The organism is Faecalibacterium sp. Marseille-P9590, assembly GCF_017377665.1.
In the GTDB taxonomy this organism is placed as follows: Bacteria; Bacillota; Clostridia; order Oscillospirales; family Ruminococcaceae; genus Faecalibacterium.
On the sequence record NZ_JAFREF010000004.1, the window covers coordinates 116,356 to 138,346 of the forward strand.

Genomic DNA, 21,991 nt, shown 5'->3' on the forward strand with positions numbered 1-21,991 from the left:
GTGCGGGCCGCGAAAGGTCTGTGAGGCGGAAATTAGACGGTGTAGCCGACAGACTCCATGCCGTCCAGCAGGGTATCGACCAGGTCAGCGCCGGAAGCATTGTCGTAATCCAGAGTGTCGAACACTTCCTGATAGATGCCGGTGCCGGTAGCCTTCAGGTCGTTGGACTCGAACAGGGGGTCGAGCTGGTTGGAAACGAAGGCCATGACCTTGCCGTTTGCCTCAGCGACCAGCTCCTTGACAGCGCCGGCGCTCTGAGCAGCAGCCAGACCAGCCTTGGAGGCGGGGATGCCGCACTCAGAACCCATGATGGAAGCGCCCTTCTCCTCGTTCAGCAGGAAGTTGATGAGGGTAGCTGCCTCTGCGGGATGCTCGCAGGTCTTGGTGATGGCCAGACCCATGGAGACCTTGGAGAAGCCGCCGTTGTAATCGCCGAACTTGATCTCCTCGCCGACGGTGAAGCCAGCCTTGTTCTCCTCGTCCAGAGCGTCAGCGTACTTGGTAGCGGAGGAGTCCCACTCGAAGCAGCCGGCCAGCTTGCCGGTGATCCACTCGGTGGACTGGTGAGCAGCGTTGTCGCCGTTGGAGCCGTAGTAGGTGGGCAGGCTCATGATGACGTGGCCCTCGACCAGGCTCTTGATGAAGTCGATGCCCTCAGCGATCTGGTCGGCATCGTAGTTCAGGGTAGAGGTGGTGGGGTCTGCCCAGTCCTTGCCGTACTTGGACTCGAGGTAGAAGACCATCAGGATCATACGGTCGTATGCGCCCAGGTGCAGGGGATAGTAGTCATCGCCCAGCTTCTCCTGGAAGGTCTTGCCGGCAGCCATCAGCTCGTCCAGAGTGGTGGGGAAGGCGATGCCGGCCTTGTCGAAGGTGGTCTTGTTCCAGTAGAAGATACGGCCGGTCATGGAGACAGGCACGCACTGCTGAGCGTTTGCCACGTTGCAGGCAGCCAGCTTGGCCTCATCCCACTGAGTCAGGTCCAGATAGTCGGAGACGCTGTTCAGGTCGATGAAGGTCTGGCCGTTCTTGGAGTAGTTGTACAGCCAGTTCCAGTTGATCTGGCAGACATCCTCAGCGACGCCGCCTGCGAACTTGGTGGACATGGTGTCCTCCCAGCCGGACCATGCAGCGAAGGTGGGGTTGACGGTGATGGTGCTGTGCTCAGCAGAGAAAGCCTTGATGGCCTCCTGGTAAGCGTTGTGACGGGACTCGCCGCCCCACCAGCTCATGGTCAGGGTGACGGGGTCAGAAGACAGACCAGCCACAGAAGCTGCTGCGGAAGAAGCAGCAGTGGAAGTGGCGGTAGAACCAGCATTGCTGGAGCCGCCGCAGGCGGCCAGCAGGCCGGCAGCACCCACAGCGCCAGAGACCTTCAGAAAGTCACGACGAGAAATTGCCTTGCTCATTTTCGTTCTCCTCCTATGTAGAAAACATCTTCTTGCACGGACGCCTCTGCAAAGCATCCGTTGTATACAAATATGATACCAAAGGCAAGAAAAAAAAGAAAGATGCAAATTGTAGTGATAGCGGCAGAAAACGTACAAATATTGCGCTTATTTTTTGCCCGGTTTTGACGTCATTGCCATAATGAATAAACTTGGACCGAAAAACTGTGCAACTTGTATACTTCAACGATTTGCATAGAAAACTGGGATGCAACAGGAGAAGATTGGCCTGAATTGCAAGAATTTTGTAGCCATGGCAGAATTTGTTGAAAGAGCGTTGTATACATCAAAAGCGACGATAACAGAAAGTTCCGGCCCTGAGCTGATATATCAATAGTGCAAAAAACGCGCGAATTGGGGCGCGACTGATATATCACGGATGCAGAAAAGATACAAAAATGCCGTCCGGCGTGCGGACGGCATAAAATCAGGAAAAGAGTCACCGGCGGGCGGCGTAGAAGGCGCTGCGCTCCCGGAAATAGCACTGGGGACACATGCTGACGTACTGGACGTCGTTCTCAAGGTCGATGGCTACCTGTTCGCCCTCAAAGACGAAGCGGCCGTTGACCTTGCGGCAGTTGCAGGTGGCCTTGCGGCCGCAGGTGCAGATGGTCTTCATCTCCTCGATGGTGTGGGCCAGCTCCAGAAGCCGGGTGGAGCCGGGGAAGCCCTTGAGGGAGAAGTCGGAGCGCAGGCCGTAGCAGATGACGGGGATGTTCAGCTCTACCGTCACCATGAACAGCTGCTCGGCCTGCTCGGCAGTGAGGAACTGGCTCTCGTCACAGAGCACACAGGCCAGAGGCCGGCCCTCGCTGCTGGCGGCCCGGACGGCCTCCACCAGGTCCATGTCCGGCGGCACCAGCAGGTCGGCAGGGCGGCGGACGCCCAGACGGCTCACGAGGTCGCCGCTGCCCTTGGTGTCCACCTTCGGCTTGAGGATGAGCACCCGCATCCCCTGCTCCTCGTAGTTGTGGGCCACCTGCATCAGCGCGGTGCTCTTGCCGCTGTTCATTGCGCCGTAACGGAAATAAAGCTTTGCCATATCGAAAAAGTCTCCTTATGAAAGGACCCTCTCAGCCAAAGCCTGACGGAGAGGGCCTGTATTATTGATAGTATGTGCTCAGTCCTGATTGCGCAGCCGGTAGCCCAGGCTCATCAGGCTGTCGCCGAGGTGGACGTTCTCCACCACCACGTCGGGGTAGGAGACAGACAGATCGTAGTGGGAGAAGTTCCAGAAGCCCTGAATGCCCAGAGCCACCAGACGGCCGCTGATCTCCTCTGCGCCGCTGCGGGGCAGACAGAGCACAGCCACCTCGGGGTGGTGCTCGGCGCAGAAAGCTTCCAGCTCATCAATGTGTAAAATCTGGATGCCGTTGATCTCTTTGCCCACCTCGTCGGGGGCGTTGTCGAAGGCGGCGATGAGCTTGTAGCCGTTGGTGTCGGTGGTGATGAAGCGGCTCACAGCCTTGCCCAGACGGCCGCAGCCAATAAGGATGGTGGGCAGGAGGTCGCCGTTGCCAAAGAGCAGATGCTCAAGGATGCTCAGCAGGTTCTCCACCGAGTAGCCGATGCCCTGACGGCCATTCACGTCGCCGATGCAGTTGAAGTCCTGCCGCACCTGAGAGGCAGTGGTACCCATCTGGGCGGCCAGCTCACGGGACGAGATGCTGGTGATGCCGTCGTTCTTCAGGGTGCGCAGGTAGCGATAGTATTTGGGCAGGCGCTTGATGACGGGCAGAGAAGCTTTGCCGGGAGTGTTCATAAGGGGGTCTCCTTTCTTTTTATCCGCAGCATTGCCGGGGAGAAGTGCGCAGCGGCAGGGTGCTCCGGCAAAAGATTTGTACTTTCTTGTACAATAATGATACATATTTGACAATCTTATCTCTAGTATAAAGTATACAGCACGAAGACAGAATGTCAAACCATTTGGCACATTTTTTTGAGAAAGAAAAGAAATCTTTGCCGAAGTATAACCGGCAGGAATGCCGGACAAGCTGAAATGAAGCAAAAAGGAGGATACGCAGAATGTCACAAGAAGAGAAGAACATCCCCGTGGAGCAGCAGCGGCTGGAAAAAGAGCAGATCGAGGATATGGGCAGCGTTTACCGCACCCGTGGAGCTCACGCCATCCACTGCCTGACTGTCATCGGGCAGGTGGAGGGCCATGTGGAAGCGCCCCAGGGACAGAAGACCACAAAATATGAGCATGTCATCCCCCAGCTGGTGGCCGTGCAGGAAGACCCCGCCATCGAGGGCCTGCTGGTCCTGCTCAACACCGTGGGCGGGGATGTGGAGGCGGGACTTGCGCTGGCGGAGCTCATCGCCAGCATCTCCAAGCCCAGTGCGGCGGTGGTGCTGGGCGGGGGCCACTCCATCGGCATCCCGCTGGCCGTCAGCGCCCAGCGGAGCTTCATCGTGCCTACTGCCACCATGACGGTCCACCCCGTCCGCCATTCCGGCATGATACTGGGCGTGCCGCAGACTATGCGCTGGTTCGAGCAGATGCAGGAGCGCATCACCGGCTTCGTGGCGTCCCACAGCGGCATCTCGGAGAAGCGTTATACTGAGCTGATGATGCGCACGGGCGAGCTGGTCATGGACGTCGGCACCGTGCTGGATGGCCGAAAAGCCGTGCGGGAAAAGCTTATCGACGAGCTGGGCGGGCTGTCGGATGCGCTGGCATGGCTCTACCGAGAAATCGAGGGGAAATAAATTGCCATTTGACTTTTCCCGTGGTACAATGAAAGAATCGAGTAGTATCGAAATTCTTCCATCGTCACCGACAGAGCCGCCCTGAGCGCGCCCTGCTTCATGATATAAAATAAGGAACGGGTTTTAGGAAACATGGCAAAGAGAAAACGCAAGACCTCCGGGCGCAGCACAGCCTCGCGCCGCAAGAACCGGACACAGGACCGGATGCCCGCGGGGCTCATCACCCTGTTTGCGGGGCTGGTGCTCATGGCGCTGGCTTTCGTGCCGGGCAGTTCGGCCTGGCGCACGATGCACGATGTCCTGTTCGGCGTGTTCGGCTGCGGAAGCTTCGTGCTGGGCGCAGCGCTGTGCTATCTGGCTATCCTCTACACCCGGGGCGAAGACCTGCTGCCCCATATCGCCAAGCTTGCGCTGGGGCTCATCTTCGCCAGCGGCACGGTCATCGTCTTTTCTGACATCCCCACCGACCAGACCGCCGCGCAGATGACCGCTGCCTGTTATCATAATGGTATGAGCGCATGGCTCTCGGGCGGTGCGCTGGGCGCTGTGCTGGGCGGGACGCTCCTGCTGCTCTGCGGCAGACCCGCCGCCAATCTGGTCATGGCGGCGCTGGCGGCCTGCGCCAGCCTGTACATTTTTGACGTTACGCCCGCCGAGTGCTGGCAGTGGCTCTGCAACGTGGGCGGCAGCGTCCACGAAAAGGGCCTTGCCGTCCACGAGCAGAATGCCGCCCGCCGGGCCGAGCGTCTGGCAGAACGCGCCGCCGAGGAGGCTGCGGCAGAGGAATACGAGGACTATGACGACGACCTGCCGGAAGACGAAGTGGGCGAGGACTGCTGCGGCGGCGAAGAGCCTGCCGCGCCCGCCTTCCATATCCAGCCTCCCGGCTGGCTGGCTGGCGTCTTCCACTGGGGCCATCAGGTGATGCAGGGCGGCGAACAGGCGGAGCCTGTCCCTGCGCCCGCACCGGAAGCGCAGACCCCGCCTCAGCCCGAGCCTGCCCCCGTACAGGTGGAAAAGTCCCGGCCTCGTGCGCCCTTTGATATTGATTTAGGCCCTGACCATACCACCGTCACCGAGGGCGGCAGTGAGCCTATCGAGCCCATCATCCTCGGCCCCGGCGGCACCTTCGGCATGGACCCGCTCCGCCGTGCGCCCATCCGCGCCACCGTGACGCCCATCGTCCCGGACGCTGTGGATACTGCCGCTGAGGACTTCTTCACGGCCCAGCCCGAGCCGACGGTGACACCTACCGTTACGCCCGCTGCCCCGGCAGAAGAGCCGGAACAGCAGCCTGCGCCTGAGCCGCCGCTCTCCTTCGGCATCCCGCTCTATGATCTGACCCCGACTCCGGAACCGGCCCCGCAGCCGGTCAGCGCCGAGAATGCTGTGGCGTTCCGCTCTGAGCCGGATGAGGACGGCTGGATCAGCATCACCAGCGACCCGGTGGAGGAAAAAGACCTCAACACACTGGTGGCAGCCGCCATGGAAAAGCCTGCTGTCTCCGAGGAGCAGGCCGCGAACGCCCCCGCCGAAGAGGCGGAGACGGAGGAGAGCTTCCAGTATCAGTACCCGCCCATCGAGCTGTTCGAGCGCGCCCCGGAGGAAAGCGACTCCGGCGCGGAAGACGAGCTGAAAGCCAACGCCCAGAAGCTGGTGGACACGCTGGAAAGTTTCGGCGTCCGCACCCGTGTGCTGGATATTTCCCGCGGCCCGTCGGTCACCCGGTATGAAGTCCAGCCCATGGCGGGCGTCAAGATAAGCCGCATCACTTCGCTGGCGGACGACATCGCCCTGAACCTGGCGGTGGCCGATGTCCGCATGGAGGCACCCATCCCAGGCAAGCCTGCCGTGGGCATCGAGGTGCCGAACCATAAGAAAACGCCGGTCTACATTCGCAGCGTCTTCGAGAGCCAGAGCTTTTTGCGGATGACCTCGCCGATGGGCATTGCGCTGGGCAAGGACATCGCCGGCGTGGCCCAGGTGGCCGACCTGTGCAAGATGCCTCATCTGCTCATCGCGGGCAGCACCGGCAGCGGTAAATCGGTCTGTGTCAACAGCATCATCATGAGCCTGCTGTTCCGCTCCAGCCCCGAGGACGTCAAGCTCCTGCTCATCGACCCCAAGGTCGTCGAGCTGGCTGAGTACAACGGCATCCCCCACCTGCTGATGCCCGTCGTCACCGAGCCCCGCAAGGCGGCCGGCGCACTGGGCGGCGCAGTGCAGGAGATGGAGCGCCGCTACCACCTCTTCGCGGAGAACAACGTCCGCGACATCAAGTCCTTCAATAAGCTGGCTGCAACGGACCCGAACCTCGAGAAGATGCCCTATATCGCCATCATCATCGACGAGCTGGCCGATTTGATGATGGTCGTCGGCAAGGATGTCGAAGACTCCATCTGCCGCATCGCCCAGAAGGCCCGCGCCGCCGGTATGCACCTCATCGTGGCGACCCAGCGCCCCAGCGTGGACGTCATCACCGGCCTCATCAAGGCCAACATCCCCAGCCGCATCGCCTTCGCCGTGTCCAGTCAGGTGGACAGCCGCACCATCCTCGACGGTGCCGGTGCCGAAAAGCTGCTGGGCATGGGCGATATGCTCTTCATGCCCGTGGGCGCACCCAAGCCCACCCGTATCCAGGGTACCTTCGTGCGGGATGAGGAGATCAGCCGTGTGCTGGACTTCATCAAGAAGAGCGCCACCGTCCAGTACGACGAGGCCATGATAGAGGCCATGGAAAAACACGCCATCCAGGACGGCAAGAAGGGCAGCAGTTCCGCCGACTCCGACGAGGAGGGCGGCAGTGACCCGATGCTCAAGCAGGCCGTGGAGGTGGTCATCGACGCCGGCCAGGCGTCCACCAGCCTGCTGCAGCGCCGTTGCAAGCTGGGTTATGCCCGCGCCGCCCGCATCATGGACGAGATGGAAGAAAAGGGCATCATCGGCCCCTACGAGGGCGCAAAGCCCCGCGCTGTCCTCATCAGCCGCCAGCAGTGGCTGGAAATGCAGATGAATCAACCGGATGAATAACCTCTCAGTCAAAGCCGGACGGCTTTGCCAGCTCCCCTACCAGGGAAGCCACTGGCGTACCGGACAGGCTCACGCTGGATGAATAGAATTTTTGATTTCGGAAGCAATAGAGCCCTGCTGTATAGGGCAGGCATAATGAAAGAAAAAGGATAACTATGGAACATTACACCGAATTTCTCCCCATCAGCCGGGCCGACATGGAGGCCCGGGGATGGGACCAGCTGGACTTCGTGGTGGTGGGCGGCGACGCCTATGTGGACCACCCCAGCTTTGGCACCGCCATCATCAGCCGCCTGCTGGAAGCCGAGGGCTACAAGGTGGGCGTGCTGGCCCAGCCCCGCTACACCGACTGCGAGGACTTCAAGCGGTTCGGAAAGCCGAAGTACGGCTTCTTCATCGGCGGCGGCAATGTGGATAGCATGGTGAGTCACTATTCCGTCGCAAAGATCCCCCGCGCGGAGGACGAGTATTCGCCCGGCGGCAAGGGCGGCGCACGGCCCGACCGCAGCGCCACCGTCTACACCAGACTTGCCAAGCAGGCATACCCTGACCTGCCCGTCATTCTGGGCGGTCTGGAAGCATCGCTCCGCCGCTTTGCCCACTATGACTACTGGCTGGACACCGTCCTGCCCAGCATCGCCGAGGACTCTGGCGCGGACATCATCAGCTTCGGCATGGGTGAACACCAGACCGTGGAAATTGCCCGCCGTCTGGCGGCAGGGGAGCCGGTGGAGAGCATCACCGATGTGGACGGCACCTGCTACCTGACCGACTTCGACCACCTGCCCGAGCGGTATGTGGAGTGCGCGGGCTTCAAGAAGGTCGCCTCCGATAAGGTGGCCTATGCGAAAGCCTGCCGCATCCAGATGGACAATCAGGACGTCGTCAGCGGCAATATCATCGTCCAGAAGCAGAGCGAGAAGTACCTCGTGCAGAACATCCCCGCAAAGCCCCTCGTCCGCTGGGAGCTGGATAAGGTCTACGCTCTGCCTTACACCCGCCGCTACCACCCCATCTACGAGGCCATGGGCGGTGTGCCTGCCATCCGCGAGGTGCAGTTCTCCATCATCCAGAACCGCGGCTGCTTCGGCGGCTGCAATTTCTGCGCCATCCAGCTGCATCAGGGCCGACGCGTCACCAGCCGCAGCGCCGACAGCATCGTGGCCGAAGCAGAGCGGATGACCCACGAGCCGGATTTCAAGGGCTACATCCACGACATCGGCGGCCCCACCGCCAACTTCCGTTTCCCATCCTGCCGCGAGCAGATGCTGCGGGGTATGTGCAACGGCGGCAAGCACTGCCTCGCCCCCACCACCTGTTCCCACATGATCGTGGACCACAGCGATTATTTGAAAATTCTCCGCCGCGTCCGGGAGCTGCCCGGCGTCAAGAAGGTGTTCATCCGCAGCGGCATCCGCTTCGATTACCTGATGGCCGACCCCGATGACACTTTCTTTAAGGAGCTGGTGGAGTACCACGTTTCCGGCCAGCTGAAAGTCGCGCCGGAGCACTGCGCCCCCAACACCCTCGCCTACATGGGCAAGCCGCCCATCGAGACCTTCAACAAGTTCAAGGATAAGTTCTACGAGCTGAGCAGGAAGGCAGGAAAAAAGCAGTACCTCGTGCCGTATCTCATGTCCAGCCACCCGGGCAGCACCCTCAAGGATGCTGTCTATCTGGCCGAATACCTCTACAAGAACCATATGCGCCCCGAGCAGGTGCAGGATTTTTATCCCACGCCCGGCACCGTGAGCACCTGTATGTTCTACACCGGCCTCGACCCCTATACTTTGAAGCCGGTGTTTGTGGAAAAGACCGCTGAGGGCAAGGCACTTCAGCGCGCCCTACTCCAGTATTATGAGCCCCGCAACGCCGAAAAGGTCATCAAAGCGCTGAAAATGACCCACCGCGAAGACCTCATCCCCCTGCTGGTTCCCGCCGAAGGCCGCATTGCGGTCCAGCGTTCGGCCCGCAGAGCCGAGGCCGCCGATGTGACCATCCACGGCGACGGCACCTACACCGTCCGGCCCAGAGGCAAGGGCGGCAAGCCGCAGAGCCGCTCCACCGCCCCGGCGGGCCGCAGCCCGGCAGGCCGTCAGCCCAGCCCCGGCGCACGTTTTGCGCCCCATTCGGCTCCTGCGCATAAACCGAAAAGTAATCAACAGAAAGAGAATACATCGTGGAAAACTTCAAAAAAGAAAAAGTGACCGCTCAAACGCTCATGAGCCGCCTCGCTGCGCTGGCGCTGGCCGCAGCCCTTGCGCTGGGCCTCGTGGGCTGTGATACCTCTTCCATCGTCCCGGGAGGCAGCGGCGACGTCATGCCGAACCCGGCAGCTTCTCAGACCGGAACGACACCTTCCGACGGGCAGGACGCCGCCTTCCAGATGCACTTCATCGACGTAGGGCAGGCGCTGAGCGTGCTGGTGGAGTGCGACGGACAATTCATGCTCTATGACGGCGGCAATGTGGACGACGGCAGTCTGGTAGTCTCCTACTTGCAGAGTCAGGGTGTCGAGCAGCTGGAGTATGTCTTCTGCTCCCATGCTCACGAAGACCATGTGGGCGGTCTGGCCGCTGCGCTGGCTTACTTTCCGGCCTACCACGTTTACAGCCCCGTGACGGAAGCCTCCACCAATTGCTTCAAGGATTTCGTCAAGTACACCCAGCAGCAGAACTTACAGGTCGAAGTACCTGCCGTAGGCACCCAGTGGGCGCTGGGCAGCGCCACTGTGACCATGCTTGGCCCTGTGGCGCAGTACGATGACACCAACGATACCTCCATCGTCCTGCGCATCGACTACGGTGCGACGAGCTTCCTGCTCACCGGTGATATGGAGGCCGACGCCGAGCGCGACCTCGTGAACAGCGGCGCGAACCTCAAGGTGGATGTCTTACAGGTGGGCCACCACGGCTCCAGCACCTCCACCAGCTACGTCTTCCTGAACGCTGTCCTGCCCGAGATGGGCATCATCTCCTGCGGCGTCAACAATAAGTACGGCCACCCCCACGAGGAGACCCTGAGCATCCTGCGCGACGCCGGTGTGGACGTCTACCGCACCGACCTGCTGGGGACGATCACCGTTTCCAGTGACGGCCAGAACTACACGGTGGCAACGGAACACTTCGCCACCGACGCTGAGCTGAACCCCACCGACCCGGCAGCATCCAGCACGGCCCAGCAGGCCTACATCGGCAATGTGAACAGCAAAAAGTTCCATCTGCCCAGCTGCGCCAACCTCCCGGCAGAGAAGAACCAGATTTTGTTCTCGAGCTATGATGAAGCTGTGGCCGCTGGCTACAGCCCCTGCTCGAGCTGCATCAAATAACAAATGGACAAAAGGGAAGCCCCATCGTCAGATGGGGCTTCCCTTTTGTCATAATATCAGCGTCCGCGGCCAGCTCCGCCGCCGTGGCTGCTGCCGCCGCCCATGCCGCCAAAGCTGCCGCCGCCGCGCCCGGCTCCGCCAAAACCGGAGCCGCCGCCCATACCGCCAAAGCCGCTTCCACCGAAGCCGCCGCCGCGGGGAGGACGAGGCCCACGGGGGCCTCTCGGGCCGCGAGGGCCGCCATAGAAACCACCGCCGGGGCCGAAGTCATCGTAAGGGCCGCGGGGAGGGCGCGGGCCTCTGTGCCGACGCCGTGCGCCGAACCAGCCAAACGGCCCCCAGAACCAGCCGAAGGAGTGGCCGAGAGGGGTGATAAAGATAAAGAAAACTGCGATGAACAGGATGATATAAGCAAGCATGGAGAAAATGCCGCCGATAAAGCTTTCCCAGATGGAGTAGTGCTTCTGGGGCGGAACAGGCTCGACAGAGGGCCGGGTGGTCTGGGTGTCAGAGCCGTCGGAATAGATGGTCCCGCCGCTCAGAGTGACCCCATACACCTCTGCGATGGTATTGGCCACATTGGTGGCGCAGGTAAGGACGGCGGCGTCGTACTTCTTGGCGGCGAAATCGTCCTCCATGGTCTGCACGAGGGAGCTTGCCTGGTCGGCCAGCATGGTGCTGCGGAAGCCGTCACCGTAGGTCAGATAGTAGTCACCGTCGGCGTACTGGTCCGACTGCATCACCAGCAGGATGAGTACGCCGTTGTTCTTGCTGGAACTGCCGATGCCCCAGGTGTTGAAGGCTTCAGTGGCGTAGTCCTCGGTGGTGGCGCTGCCGGTGTAGTCCACGGTCAGCACGCCGATCTGTGCGCCGTCGCAGCTGGAAGAGAGCTGTGCGTTGAGGGTCTCGAGCTCCGAGGTGGTGCTGTCGCTCAGCACACCGGCGGCGTCCACCACGCATTGATCTTTCGGCAGGCTGGGCAGCTGGATGCTGGAGGCCGAAGCCGCCGGTGCCAGCGCCGTGATGCCGACGGTCACGACAAGAAGCAGTGCCGCAATGCGGCGGGAGAATGTTTTCATCGTCTTCATGCGAAAAATTCCACCTCCTGTATGCCGAACAGTTTACCCAGCACGCTGGCCGGGAAGCCGCCGACGTCTTTTTGGTAGCTCTGGACTGCATCGTTATAATGCAGGTTGCTGATGATGGTCTGCGCACTGTTGAACTGGCTGTACTGTCCCTGCACTGCGCCCATCTTCATGGGGTCTGCGGCCTGCTCCTGCAATTTTGCGTAGAGCTGGCCGATGGCTGTGCCAAGCGTCTCGTTCGACTGGTAGAGCATATGCATCCTGCCGCCGGTGTAAACACTCAGAGAGTCCGGTGCGTGGATCTTGCCATCGGACTGCACCGCCCCGAGGCAGGCGGAAAAAGAGTCCAGCGCAGCCTGTGCCGTCTGCACTTCGGTGCTGTCTGTACCCAGTGTGTTGGACGCGGTGGTGATGATGTTGGCGGCCGTGTTGAGGCGTGTGGTCAACTCCTCATTCAGGGTATAGCCGCTGTCTGCGGCCACGCCAGTGGTGAACCCGTTCTTCACCGTGTCGTACTTTGCCCGGAGCTTCGCCCCGCCAAAGCCGACAAAGCACCCCAGAATCACCACGATGCAAAGCGCCACGGCCACGGCCTGCTTGCTCAGCGCGGCAGGCAGGGCCTTTTCGAGGCTTGCCAGCTTCTGCTGGAAGGGCGTCAGCCGCACTTCCTCCTCAGCGGGCGCTGCGGCGCGATAGCTGGAAGCGTCAAAGCCGCCGGTGGGTTGATTCTGTTGTCTGGAAAAATCTGCGTTTGCCATTTCAGCTCCGGATCTCCATCATCTTCTGTTTCAGCTCGTCTTCGATGCGGGTGAGCTCCTGCTCGGCAGCGGCACGCTTTGCGCGGCCCTCGCTCTGTATCTTGTTCAGCTCGTCCAGCGTCTCGATAAGGCTCTTGTTGGTCTGCTGCAGGGTCTCGATGTCCACAACACCGCGCTGAGACTCCTTGGCCGTCTCGATGGTACCCATCTTGAGGGCGTCGGCGTTCTTTTTCAGCAGCTCGTTGGTCATGTCGGTGACGGCACGTTCGGCCTGCATGGCTTGCTGGCTGTGGGCCAGACCCAGTGCCAGCACCATCTGGTTCTTCCACAGGGGGATGGTGTTGACGATGGTGGACTGTATCTTCTCGGCCATCATGGAGTTATTGTTCTGCAAAAGCCGGATCTGAGGACCCATCTGCAGGCTGATGGTGCGGGTCAGCTCAAGGTCGTAGAGCTTTTTCTCAAAGCGCTCGCACTGGTCGGCCAGATCGCGTGCGGCCTGTGCGTCCTCAGGCAGGCCGGAAGCCTTTGCCTTGTCCATCGCCTGCTGCAGCTCGTGGGCGCGGAAGTCGGCCAGCTTCTTCTTGCCCGCGAGGATATACATGCTCAGCTCTTTGAAATAGGCCATGTTCAGCTCATACATCTTGTCCAGCATCGCAATATCCTTGAGCAGCTGCACCTGATGCTTTTCGAGGGCGGACTGGATGGTCTCGACGTTCGTTTCCGCTTTGCTGTACTTGGTCTTCATGTTGTCGAGCTGGTTACTCTTTTTCTTGAAGAAGCCGAGGATGCCCTTTTCCTCTTCGGCGGCGTCAAAGTTCTTCAGCTCCCCGATAAGGTCGGTGATCATGCCGCCCACCTCGCCAAGGTCTTTGGTGGACACTTTGGAAAGTGCCGCCTCGGAGAAGTCGCCGATCTTCTTCTGGCAGGCGGAGCCGTACTGCAGCACCTGCTGGCTGTTGGTGATGTCGATCTTCTGAGCGAAGGCGTCCACCATCGCCTGCTCCTCGGGGCTGAGCTTGACCTGTTCGGCCTCGGGGGCCGTAGCGGGTTCGGGCTGCTTTTCCTCGGCGGCAGGTGCTTCCACCGGGTCGAGGGTCAGGGCGGGAACAGCGGGTGCGTCTAAGTCAAAATTGAACGTATTATCAGCCATGAGAGATTCCTTCCTTTCCAAATCAGGCGTTTAGCCTAAGCCTTGTCCTTTGAGCATATTCTGCAATACCGTCAGATCCGCCGAGAGGTCCATGCTTTCAGCGGCATACAGTGCATCCAGCTGGTTTTCGAATGCAGTGGCGATGGAAGCCGCGTTCCGCTCCACCTCTGCCCGAATCGAAGCGGCATTTTCGCCCCGCACGCCCTGGCGGGCGAGTTTTGCGTACTGCTCCAGTACGTTCACCGCGTCGGGCAGATAGTAGTTCGCAAAGCGGCGTACCTGCTTTGCCTTGGCGGGACTGGCCTCCACCGTCTCCACGATGGAGCGGCCTGCCTTTTCCATCCGGGTCATGGCGGCGGAAAGCTCCGGGTCGGGCAGGGCCTCGTTCAGCGCGTGGAGGGCATCCAGCTTCTGCTGGATGTCGGCCAGCATCTCGTCCACATCGCCGCTGCCGGTGTGGAAAGGCACTTCATGCTCCACCACCCGGGGCGGGCAGACCTTCTTTGCCACGCCGAACATCACGGCTGCGCCGCCCAGCGCTATCAGCAGCGCCCACAGCTTATATGCTGGCAGCGCCGCGCACAGCACCGCGAACACCAGCGCCGCCGCATACCACGGCAGGACGCTGGGCTTTTGGGTGCGGATAATTTTGCTCATGCATTTTCTCCTTTCCCGAAGAGGCGCACCGCCCCTTGTACTCTTCCATAATAAATCCTTTTATCCACAAAACGCAAGTGTTTCATGAATAATTTACAGGTTGGAAACGGTTATATAATCTTTGAGGGCCTCGCCCCAGACCTCGCGCAGGGTTTCGGGGCGGCAGGCGGCGTTGGCGGGGCTGGTGCTGGGCAGCTTGACCGCCGGGATGCCGGACACCGGCAGCAGATACTTTGTATAGATGCGGTAGGCCGTGGCCCCGTTGCAGAACACTGCCTCAATGGGTGCTTTTGCCAAAAGAGATGCAATGTCGTTCGGCACCACGTCCCGGATAGAGGCGTCCGACGCGCCGGTGATGGTGCAGCTTTCCAGCGTGTCCCACAGGGCGAGGCCATGGCGGAGGATGATGCCTTTTTTGGCCTCGATGTCCTCCCGGGCGGGGACAGGCTCGCCGGTGAGGGCTGCCATCATGGGCCAGAAACGGTTCTGCGGGTGGCCGTAGTAGAAGGCCATCTCCCGGCTTTTGGGGCTGGGCCATGTGCCGAGGATGAGGGCGCGGCTGTTTTCAGAGTAAACGGGTGCGAAGCTCATCGTTCCATCGTCTCCCATGCAGAGCCGAAGCTGCGGTCGGAGGGCTCCGCCTTTGGGCCGTCGAACCACAGCTCTTCAATAAGGGCAGCAAGTCCGTCTTCCCGCACATCGCCGATGACGCGGTCAGCGGCGGCTTTGGCTTCGTCGGTGCCGTTGGACATGCAGCAGCCGAGGCCGGCTGCTTTCAGCATCCCGACATCGTTGGCGGAGTCGCCTGCCGCCACGGCCTCGGCGAGGGAGAGGCCCATCTTTTCGCAAAGGTCTGCGAGGCCCGCGCCCTTGTCGATCCCGCTTCGCACGATGTCATAGAAGTGGGAGCCGTCGGGCAGCTGGCCGCCCACCTGCATGAAGTGAAGGCCGAGGTGGCCGTACTTTTCGTTGAACCGCTCCAACGCCCCCTCGGGGAAGAGGCATAACGCCGCGTGAGGCATATCGATGAGGTGGCGGTCCTGGTCTTCGCCGTCCACGCAGTCCAGACCGACGCTGTTCATCTGATCGTAGTGCTTGTGGAGGATGTCATACTCACAGTAAGCGTAGTATGCATCCTTGAAGTCAAATTGCAGGGGGTAGTTGTAGTCCTCACAGAAATCCACCAGCGCGTACATCTCTTCGTTGGTCATGGGGTGCTCTGCCACGATGGCACCGTTCTTGTCCACGACGCAGGCACCGTTGCAGGTGATGGCATAGTCGAACCGGATGCCGCCCAGCTGACCTTTCCGGTTGATGGCTGACCAGGATCGGCCTGTGCTGAGCACGAATTTTCCCCCGGCGGCCTGAAGCTTCTTCACAGCCTTGACCATGGCCGGACGGGGCTGGTTTTCCCCGAAGGGGACGAGGGTGTTGTCGTAATCGCTTGCGAGAATTTTATATTGCATGGTGTTCTCCTTATATCTATATATAAGCTGAGTATATCACAAAATAGAGGCTTTGTCTCCAAAATAAAAAGCACCTGCACGCTTCTCCGAAGAAAAGGTGCAGGTGCTTTGCAAATACTCAGGCGATAAATGCTACCACGATTTGGATGCCCACGCCCACAGCGGCGCCGCAGGCCCAGGTCAGGCCGGTGATGAAGAGGTTCTGCTTCCAGGAGGGATTCACCCGCCACAGCACGGCGAGGCCCACGCCCGCGCCGGTGCAGAGACCGGCCACGAGGCTCGAGAAGCGGAGTGCGCCCTCGACGTAGAGCTGGGTCATCAGGACACTGGCAGCACAGTTGGGGACAAGGCCCACCAGTGCGGCCACCACCGGCTGGAAGAAGCCCATCCGGCCCAGCACCGAGGCGAAGACATCCTCGCCGACGCCCTCGACGATGAGGCCGAACACAAGGCTGAACACGAAGATAAAGACAAAGATCTCGAGGGTGTGGCGGAGCGCGGCCTTCCAGATGGGCTGGGGATGGCCCTCTTCGTCGCTGTGCTCCTCGTGGCAGTCCACCTCGTCGGCGTGGCCGGTGTAGCCGCCGCGCAGGCTGCGGGGCAGGGCCTTGCGGAGGACGAAATCCAGCAGAAAGCCCACAAAGACAGCGTACACGACTTTGATGACCATCAGCAGGATCAGCTTATCCCAGTAGGCGGGCATGGACACCAGCAGGGGGATAGCCTCGTCGCTGGTGGCGAGATAGACGGCCATCAGCGTACCCAGCGTGATGACGCGGGAGGCGTAGAAGTTGGAGGCGATGGCCGAGAAGCCGCACTGCGGCACACAGCCCAGCACCGCGCCCGGCACCGCACCCCAGCGGCCGCCGCCCGCCAGCAGGGTCTCGATGCGCTCACCGTGGCGGGTCTCGACATATTCAATAAAGAGATAGGCTAAAAACAGGAAGGGGAGCATCTTGGCGGTGTCCACCAGAGTTTCGCTCAGTACATCCAGAAAAAGTTCCATTGTTTGATACCTCGTGATATAAAATAAAGTGAAGATAAAGTTTGCTCTCGCGCTGGTGGGCGCGGGGCAGAGCGCTCTTTCATTAAGGCTGATCATTCTCTTTTGATGTCAAAAGAGAACCAGAAAACCACCAGCGATTTCGACGCGCTGGATCCACGAGAAAGGGGCTGCTCGCCCCTTTCAGACCCCAAAGAAGAAGTCGAAGTGGAAAAATGCTAGCCGCTTCGCTAAACGCATTTTTCTCACTTCTCCGATTTGCTGCTTCGCAGCTGGTGTTACCTCTCTGCTGACGGTAAAGTTCTGCGAAAGCCTGAAATCTTCGGCGAAGCCGTAAAACGGCGGAGAGCTAAAATGCGGTTAAGAGATCTTCACGCCGAATGGCGTGAATCTCCAGCATTTTTGCTTGGAGTCTACTTCTTTGGAATTGTTAAGGGCGAGAAGTCCTTAACTCGTTGCGGGGAGAGTGGAATCCAGAGGTAGGGAGGGGGGATTCGAAACACCCCTCCCTGCCTCTGGCCCGCGCGGAGCGCATTGCCATTTGACCGAAAAAGAGAACCAAATCCGCGCCACCAGCGCGCGCAGCCGCCACACCATTTTACGTCTTCACCCAAAATAAACGGAGGGACGAAAAGTGCTTTAGTTGCCTAAATTGCAATCTGATTGCAATTTAGGCGCAGGGAAGAGTATACACGGATTCTGCGTGAAATGCAAGACCAAAATGCAATCTTTTTGCATTTTTCTCAAAAGAATGACTCTTAAAAAACTTTTTTGGAAGAAATTCGATTAAACCTATTGACAATATGGGTATGAGGGAATATAATGCAGACAATAAAACCACACGCCTTGTAGGTAAGTGGGAATTTCGGAAAGGAGGGTACTCAAATGACGCTGATTTGGAAAAGTCTTCTGCACGCCAACTTCCGCTGTGGGCGAATGTACAGCGCCCGGGCCGAGAAACAAACTCTGAGCCATAGCTGTACGGTGCCCTCTATGCCGCGAATGTGCGAGCGAATGTGACGCCCGAGACAGACAAAAGGCTCTGAGCTGAGAACGATTTCTTTGCCCGGCAGACGAAAGGTGAAACTCCCCACGCTGCCGGGCATTTTTATGAGTAAAAATAATACTTTGAGTACAGATAGAGAGGAAAAATACTATGTCTAACTATAAATTTGAGACCCTGCAGCTTCACGTTGGCCAGGAGCAGGCCGATCCCGCTACCGATTCCCGTGCTGTGCCTATCTATCAGACCACTTCCTATGTCTTCCGCAACAGCCAGCACGCCGCTGACCGCTTTGGTCTGGCCGATGCCGGCAACATCTATGGCCGTCTGACCAACTCCACCCAGGATGTGTTCGAGAAGCGCATTGCCGCTCTGGAAGGCGGCGTGGCTGCTCTGGCTACTGCTTCCGGTGCAGCTGCCATCACCTACACCATCGAGGCACTGGCTCAGGCCGGCGACCACATCGTAGCTCAGAAGACCATCTACGGCGGTAGTTACAATCTGCTGGAGCACACCCTGACCCAGTTCGGCGTCACCACCACCTTCGTGGACGCTCACGATCTGGAAGAGGTCGAGAACGCGATCCAGCCCAACACCAAGGCTGTCTACCTCGAGACTCTGGGCAACCCCAACAGTGATATTCCTGATATTGATGCCATCGCAGCCATCGCTCACAAGCATGGCCTGCCGCTGGTCATTGATAACACCTTCGGCACCCCGTACCTGATCCGTCCCATCGAGCATGGCGCTGACATCGTCGTCCACTCCGCTACCAAGTTCATCGGCGGCCACGGAACCACGCTGGGCGGCATCATCGTGGATAGCGGCAAGTTCGACTGGAAGGCCAGCGGCAAGTACGGCAACATCGCCGCTCCCAACCCCAGCTACCACGGCGTGTCCTTCGCTGACGCAGCCGGCCCCGCCGCTTTCGTCACCTACATCCGCGCCATCCTGCTGCGTGATACCGGCGCTACCATCTCTCCGTTCAACGCCTTCCTGCTGCTGCAGGGTACCGAGACTCTGAGCCTGCGCATTGAGCGCCATGTGGAGAACACCAAGGAGGTCGTCGAGTTTCTGGCCAACCATCCCCAGGTCGAGAAGGTCAACCATCCCTCTCTGCCGGATCACCCCGACCACGCCCTGTATGAGAAGTACTTCCCCAACGGCGGCGCTTCCATCTTCACCTTCAATATCAAGGGCGGCCGTGAGGAAGCATTCAAGTTCATCGACAACCTGAAGGTCTTCTCTCTGCTGGCAAATGTGGCCGACGTCAAGAGTCTGGTCATCCATCCGGCTTCCACCACTCACAGCCAGCTGACCGATGAGGAACTGGCCGAGCAGCAGATCTACCAGAACACCATCCGCCTGTCCATCGGCACCGAGCACATCGACGACATCATCGCCGACCTCGAGGCTGGCTTCGCAGCCGTCCGCGGCGAGTGATTCTCCGGCACTTCCGTCCCCCGGAAGCATAAAAACGCTATTCTCTCATCCATTCTCCTGAATTGCATAATAGAAGCAGCCAGCCGCCCTGTTACCTTGCAGGGCGGCTGGTTTGCTGTTTGCGGAATGACCGTCTGGCTCAGTGCTCTGCCGCCTCAAAGACGCTGGTCTGCTCCACGCTGGTGGCCTCCATCAGGCCGTCGTGGTAGAGCTGGCTGAGGATGTAGGCCGTGGTGTCGTCCAGTTCCTGCTGTACCAGCTCATCGCAGAAAACGCCGTCCAGCTCCCTGGCCGTCATGGGCTTGAGGGTGCCGGGGTTCAGCAGGGGAGCGGGCTTGTTTTTCATATCGGCCCGCACATTGTACCATGCGGTGGGCAGCTCCGATTCTTCCAGATAAAAGCGGAAAAAGCGAAGTCGTACTACTGCCTGAAACCTGTGCGAGAGGGATGAACACCAGCCGCCCTCGGGGGCTGTACGCCGCCCCGGCCACGCAGCCGTAGAGAAAAAAGAGCATCACCGCCACTGCCGCCGCCAGAAGCAGCAGCCCCCGGTGGTGGAACGACAAAATGCGATGCCCGGGCCGCTGACGCTGCATACAAGACCCCTCCTTTTGTGGTTTGGGCCATCTTATGCCTGTCAGGGTGCGGCTGTGCGATTGTGCCGGGCCGAAGAGTGTGGTACACTATAGCCATCGAGATTTTTTGTGATACGGAGAAACTTTATGCTGACCATTACACTGCTGGGTACAGCGGCCACCATGCCCCTGCCCGACCGCGCCCTCACAGCGGCGGTGGCCGAATGCGGAGGACACAGCCTCCTGTTCGACTGCGGCGAGGGGACCCAGACTGCCGCCCGCCGGGCCGGAGTCAACCTGATGAAGATGGACGCCGTCTGCCTGACCCATTACCACGGCGACCACATCTTCGGCCTGCCGGGGCTGCTGCAGACGCTGGGCTGTCAGGGCCGCACCCGCCCGCTGGCGCTGTACGGGCCGAAGGGGCTCGGCGAAGTCTGGACGGCACTGCGGGTGCTGACGGGGCCTCTGCCGTACCCGGTTTATGCTGAGGTGCTGGACGCCCCGGCGGCGCTCTGCGAAAAATTCGGCGGCTGGCCCCAGGGCGCGAAACTCACGCCGGTGCCGACCCGCCACCGTGTCGTCAGTCAGGGTTACCGACTCGATCTGCCCCGGGCCGGACGGTTCTCACCCGAACAGGCGCGGGCATTGGGCGTACCGGTAAAGCAGTGGAAGACGCTCCAGCACGGCGAGAGCATCACGCTGGACGGTGGACGTGTCATCCAGCCGGAAGCCGTCCTCGGCCCGGCCCGGCAGGGGCTGAGCTTTGTCTTCTCGGGCGACACCGCCCCCTGTCCGGCATTGGAAAAGGCCGCAGCGGGTGCGGACCTTCTGCTCTGCGATTCCACCTATGCTCTGCCGGAGCAGGCCGCGCAGGCCAAACAGTACGGCCACAGCACCTTCGGGCAGAGCGCAGCCCTCGCCGCCAAAGCGGGCGCGAAGCGGCTCTGGCTCGTCCACTATTCGCCCATGATCACCGACCCGGAAGAAGAGCTGGCCCAGGCGCAGAGCCTCTTCCCGGCGGCAGAGTGCGGCTATGACGGCAAGAGCATCACCCTGCAATATGAGGAGGCCGAAGAATGAACATCGTCCTGGAACCCGGCGCCTCCGCCCTGCTGGACGCGCTGCACCGGGCAGGTTTTGCGGCCTACGTTGTGGGCGGCTGTGTCCGGGACAGTCTGCTGGGCCTTGCGCCCCACGACTGGGACCTCTGCACCGCCGCCCGTCCGGAGCAGGTGATGGAGCTGTTCGGAGAAAAGCAGTGCATCCCCACCGGATTGCAGCATGGTACCGTGACCGTGAAGCGGGACGGCAGGCTCTACGAGATCACCACCTTCCGCACCGAGGGCAGTTATTCCGATGGCCGCCACCCCGACAGCGTGGCCTTTGTACCCGACGTCCGGGAGGACCTGGCCCGGCGGGACTTCACCATCAACGCTATGGCCTACAGCGCCGAAGAGGGCTTGTGCGACTCCTTTGGCGGGCAGGAAGATCTGGCCCGGGGCGTGGTGCGGGCCGTCGGTGAGCCGCTGCGCCGCTTTGAAGAAGACGCTCTGCGCATCCTGCGTCTCTACCGCTTTGCGGCCCGGTTCGGCTTTGTGATCGACGAGGCCACCGAAGCGGCGGCGAAGCAGCTGGCCGCCCACCTCGACTGCGTGTCGGTGGAGCGCATCGAAGAAGAGCTGAACAAGCTTCTGTCTGCCCCGAAGCCGGGGGCGTATCTGGAGCCGGAAGTGCTGGCCTTCGTCCTGCCAGAACTGCCGCTCGACGATCTGTCGGAAGCCCGTGAGATCATAGATGCCCTTCCGGCAGGAGCAGAGGAAGTGACCACCCGTTGGGCGGCGCTGCTTCTGCCGCTGGGGGAGGATGGAACACGAAAGGCGTTGAAACGCTTGAAATGCTCCAATGCTGTGATAGATGGAGTATCAACACTTGTGAAGGAGAAAGCTCCCCGTACTCCTACGCTGTCGCTTCAAGCCAAACGACTTCTTGGCAAATACGACCTCCACACCGTGCAGCAGTTGACTGCCCTTTGGAGCGCTCTTCAACCGGAAAGAAAAGATGAATTTACCGCCCTGCAAAAAGAGGCCGAGACGCTGACCGCCCAAAGCGCCTGCTGCCGCGTCTCCCAGCTGGCCGTGAATGGCCGCGATCTGATGGCGGCGGGCGTCGCGCCCGGGCCGGGCCTGCGCCGCGCACTGGAAGCGCTGCTGGAAGAGGTCATCACCGGGCGGCTGCCCAACGAAAAAGCAGAACTTCTGGCCTTTGCGGCCAAATTTTCTGCGTCTTGACAAGAGAAAGAAGCTGCGGTAGTATTATACTACTGTTTT

17 protein-coding genes and 1 pseudogene are annotated in these 21,991 nt (G+C 60.4%); 7 read left to right on the forward strand and 11 right to left on the reverse strand.

What is annotated here, in order from left to right; all coding sequences use genetic code 11:
• Positions 1-32 precede the first annotated feature (32 nt).
• The 3 genes from J3349_RS06775 to J3349_RS06785 all read right to left on the reverse strand — a co-directional run bounded on the left by J3349_RS06775 (position 33) and on the right by J3349_RS06785 (position 3,210).
• Complete coding sequence (locus J3349_RS06775) at positions 33-1,409, reverse strand: ABC transporter substrate-binding protein (RefSeq protein ID WP_207676866.1); 1,377 nt, start codon at positions 1,407-1,409, stop codon at positions 33-35.
• 478 nt (positions 1,410-1,887) lie between these two features.
• Positions 1,888-2,490 carry a thymidine kinase gene (locus J3349_RS06780; protein ID WP_015565365.1) on the reverse strand — a complete coding sequence of 201 codons (603 nt, stop codon included), beginning with the start codon at positions 2,488-2,490 and terminating at the stop codon, positions 1,888-1,890.
• 78 nt (positions 2,491-2,568) lie between these two features.
• Entirely contained in the window at positions 2,569-3,210 is a 642-nt protein-coding gene (locus J3349_RS06785; RefSeq protein WP_149793550.1) for a redox-sensing transcriptional repressor Rex, read from the reverse strand.
• A 263-nt stretch (positions 3,211-3,473) separates the two neighbouring features.
• On the opposite strand from J3349_RS06785, the gene J3349_RS06790 reads away from it, so the two are divergent.
• The 4 genes from J3349_RS06790 (at position 3,474) to J3349_RS06805 (ending at position 10,518) form a co-directional block, all read left to right on the forward strand.
• On the forward strand, positions 3,474-4,160 hold the full coding sequence (locus J3349_RS06790; RefSeq protein ID WP_149793551.1) for an ATP-dependent Clp protease proteolytic subunit: 687 nt from the start codon (positions 3,474-3,476) through the stop codon (positions 4,158-4,160).
• 132 nt (positions 4,161-4,292) lie between these two features.
• The gene (locus J3349_RS06795; protein WP_207676867.1) at positions 4,293-7,190 is read left to right on the forward strand and encodes a DNA translocase FtsK; all 2,898 of its coding nucleotides are present in this window, start codon (positions 4,293-4,295) and stop codon (positions 7,188-7,190) included.
• Between the two features lie 155 nt (positions 7,191-7,345).
• A complete protein-coding gene (locus tag J3349_RS06800) occupies positions 7,346-9,397 on the forward strand; it encodes a YgiQ family radical SAM protein (protein ID WP_207676868.1) in 2,052 nt (683 codons plus the stop codon).
• Positions 9,370-10,518 (forward strand): MBL fold metallo-hydrolase, encoded by a 1,149-nt coding sequence (locus J3349_RS06805; RefSeq protein WP_207676869.1) that lies wholly within the window; start codon positions 9,370-9,372, stop codon positions 10,516-10,518. The genes J3349_RS06800 and J3349_RS06805 overlap by 28 nt, the downstream gene beginning before the upstream one ends.
• Positions 10,519-10,574: 56 nt before the next feature.
• Here the strand turns inward: J3349_RS06805 and J3349_RS06810 are convergent, their stop codons facing one another.
• The 7 genes from J3349_RS06810 to J3349_RS06840 form a co-directional block, all read right to left on the reverse strand.
• Positions 10,575-11,606: a TPM domain-containing protein gene (locus J3349_RS06810; RefSeq protein WP_207676870.1), complete on the reverse strand. Its 1,032-nt coding sequence runs from the start codon at positions 11,604-11,606 to the stop codon at positions 10,575-10,577.
• Positions 11,603-12,361, reverse strand: a complete 759-nt coding sequence (locus J3349_RS06815) for a LemA (RefSeq protein WP_207676871.1) — start codon at positions 12,359-12,361, stop codon at positions 11,603-11,605. Before J3349_RS06815 ends, J3349_RS06810 begins: the two co-directional genes overlap by 4 nt.
• A 1-nt stretch (position 12,362) precedes the next feature.
• Positions 12,363-13,514: a toxic anion resistance protein gene (locus J3349_RS06820; protein ID WP_207676872.1), complete on the reverse strand. Its 1,152-nt coding sequence runs from the start codon at positions 13,512-13,514 to the stop codon at positions 12,363-12,365.
• A 30-nt stretch (positions 13,515-13,544) separates the two neighbouring features.
• On the reverse strand, positions 13,545-14,171 hold the full coding sequence (locus J3349_RS06825) for a 5-bromo-4-chloroindolyl phosphate hydrolysis family protein (protein WP_207676873.1): 627 nt from the start codon (positions 14,169-14,171) through the stop codon (positions 13,545-13,547).
• A 93-nt stretch (positions 14,172-14,264) separates the two neighbouring features.
• Positions 14,265-14,762: a DNA-deoxyinosine glycosylase gene (locus J3349_RS06830; protein WP_158396150.1), complete on the reverse strand. Its 498-nt coding sequence runs from the start codon at positions 14,760-14,762 to the stop codon at positions 14,265-14,267.
• The gene (locus J3349_RS06835) at positions 14,759-15,637 is read right to left on the reverse strand and encodes an HAD family hydrolase (RefSeq protein WP_207676874.1); all 879 of its coding nucleotides are present in this window, start codon (positions 15,635-15,637) and stop codon (positions 14,759-14,761) included. Before J3349_RS06835 ends, J3349_RS06830 begins: the two co-directional genes overlap by 4 nt.
• A gap of 118 nt (positions 15,638-15,755) precedes the next feature.
• Complete coding sequence (locus tag J3349_RS06840) at positions 15,756-16,643, reverse strand: putative manganese transporter (RefSeq protein WP_207676875.1); 888 nt, start codon at positions 16,641-16,643, stop codon at positions 15,756-15,758.
• A 1,153-nt stretch (positions 16,644-17,796) separates the two neighbouring features.
• Here J3349_RS06840 and J3349_RS06845 point away from each other — a divergent pair.
• Entirely contained in the window at positions 17,797-19,086 is a 1,290-nt protein-coding gene (locus J3349_RS06845; protein WP_207676876.1) for an O-acetylhomoserine aminocarboxypropyltransferase/cysteine synthase family protein, read from the forward strand.
• A gap of 220 nt (positions 19,087-19,306) precedes the next feature.
• Here J3349_RS06845 and J3349_RS06850 read toward each other — a convergent pair.
• A pseudogene (locus J3349_RS06850) lies at positions 19,307-19,480 on the reverse strand (TrpB-like pyridoxal-phosphate dependent enzyme); the annotation flags it as partial.
• 328 nt (positions 19,481-19,808) lie between these two features.
• Here J3349_RS06850 and J3349_RS06855 point away from each other — a divergent pair.
• A complete protein-coding gene (locus J3349_RS06855) occupies positions 19,809-20,744 on the forward strand; it encodes a ribonuclease Z (protein ID WP_207676877.1) in 936 nt (311 codons plus the stop codon).
• Complete coding sequence (locus J3349_RS06860; protein WP_207676878.1) at positions 20,741-21,952, forward strand: CCA tRNA nucleotidyltransferase; 1,212 nt, start codon at positions 20,741-20,743, stop codon at positions 21,950-21,952. The genes J3349_RS06855 and J3349_RS06860 overlap by 4 nt, the downstream gene beginning before the upstream one ends.
• The last annotated feature ends 39 nt before the right edge of the window (positions 21,953-21,991 follow it).

What these genes read in the sequence shown, in the direction of transcription:
- J3349_RS06790 (WP_149793551.1), top strand. Translation starts at nt 3,474, where the DNA reads ATGTCACAAGAAGAGAAGAACATCCCCGTGGAGCAGCAGCGGCTGGAA.
- J3349_RS06840 (WP_207676875.1), bottom strand. Translation starts at nt 16,643, where the DNA reads ATGGAACTTTTTCTGGATGTACTGAGCGAAACTCTGGTGGACACCGCC.
- J3349_RS06780 (WP_015565365.1), bottom strand. Translation starts at nt 2,490, where the DNA reads ATGGCAAAGCTTTATTTCCGTTACGGCGCAATGAACAGCGGCAAGAGC.
- J3349_RS06820 (WP_207676872.1), bottom strand. Translation starts at nt 13,514, where the DNA reads ATGGCTGATAATACGTTCAATTTTGACTTAGACGCACCCGCTGTTCCC.
- J3349_RS06815 (WP_207676871.1), bottom strand. Translation starts at nt 12,361, where the DNA reads ATGGCAAACGCAGATTTTTCCAGACAACAGAATCAACCCACCGGCGGC.
- J3349_RS06810 (WP_207676870.1), bottom strand. Translation starts at nt 11,606, where the DNA reads ATGAAGACGATGAAAACATTCTCCCGCCGCATTGCGGCACTGCTTCTT.
- J3349_RS06800 (WP_207676868.1), top strand. Translation starts at nt 7,346, where the DNA reads ATGGAACATTACACCGAATTTCTCCCCATCAGCCGGGCCGACATGGAG.
- J3349_RS06775 (WP_207676866.1), bottom strand. Translation starts at nt 1,409, where the DNA reads ATGAGCAAGGCAATTTCTCGTCGTGACTTTCTGAAGGTCTCTGGCGCT.
- J3349_RS06835 (WP_207676874.1), bottom strand. Translation starts at nt 15,637, where the DNA reads ATGCAATATAAAATTCTCGCAAGCGATTACGACAACACCCTCGTCCCC.
- J3349_RS06785 (WP_149793550.1), bottom strand. Translation starts at nt 3,210, where the DNA reads ATGAACACTCCCGGCAAAGCTTCTCTGCCCGTCATCAAGCGCCTGCCC.
- J3349_RS06830 (WP_158396150.1), bottom strand. Translation starts at nt 14,762, where the DNA reads ATGAGCTTCGCACCCGTTTACTCTGAAAACAGCCGCGCCCTCATCCTC.
- J3349_RS06855 (WP_207676877.1), top strand. Translation starts at nt 19,809, where the DNA reads ATGCTGACCATTACACTGCTGGGTACAGCGGCCACCATGCCCCTGCCC.
- J3349_RS06795 (WP_207676867.1), top strand. Translation starts at nt 4,293, where the DNA reads ATGGCAAAGAGAAAACGCAAGACCTCCGGGCGCAGCACAGCCTCGCGC.
- J3349_RS06860 (WP_207676878.1), top strand. Translation starts at nt 20,741, where the DNA reads ATGAACATCGTCCTGGAACCCGGCGCCTCCGCCCTGCTGGACGCGCTG.
- J3349_RS06845 (WP_207676876.1), top strand. Translation starts at nt 17,797, where the DNA reads ATGTCTAACTATAAATTTGAGACCCTGCAGCTTCACGTTGGCCAGGAG.
- J3349_RS06825 (WP_207676873.1), bottom strand. Translation starts at nt 14,171, where the DNA reads ATGAGCAAAATTATCCGCACCCAAAAGCCCAGCGTCCTGCCGTGGTAT.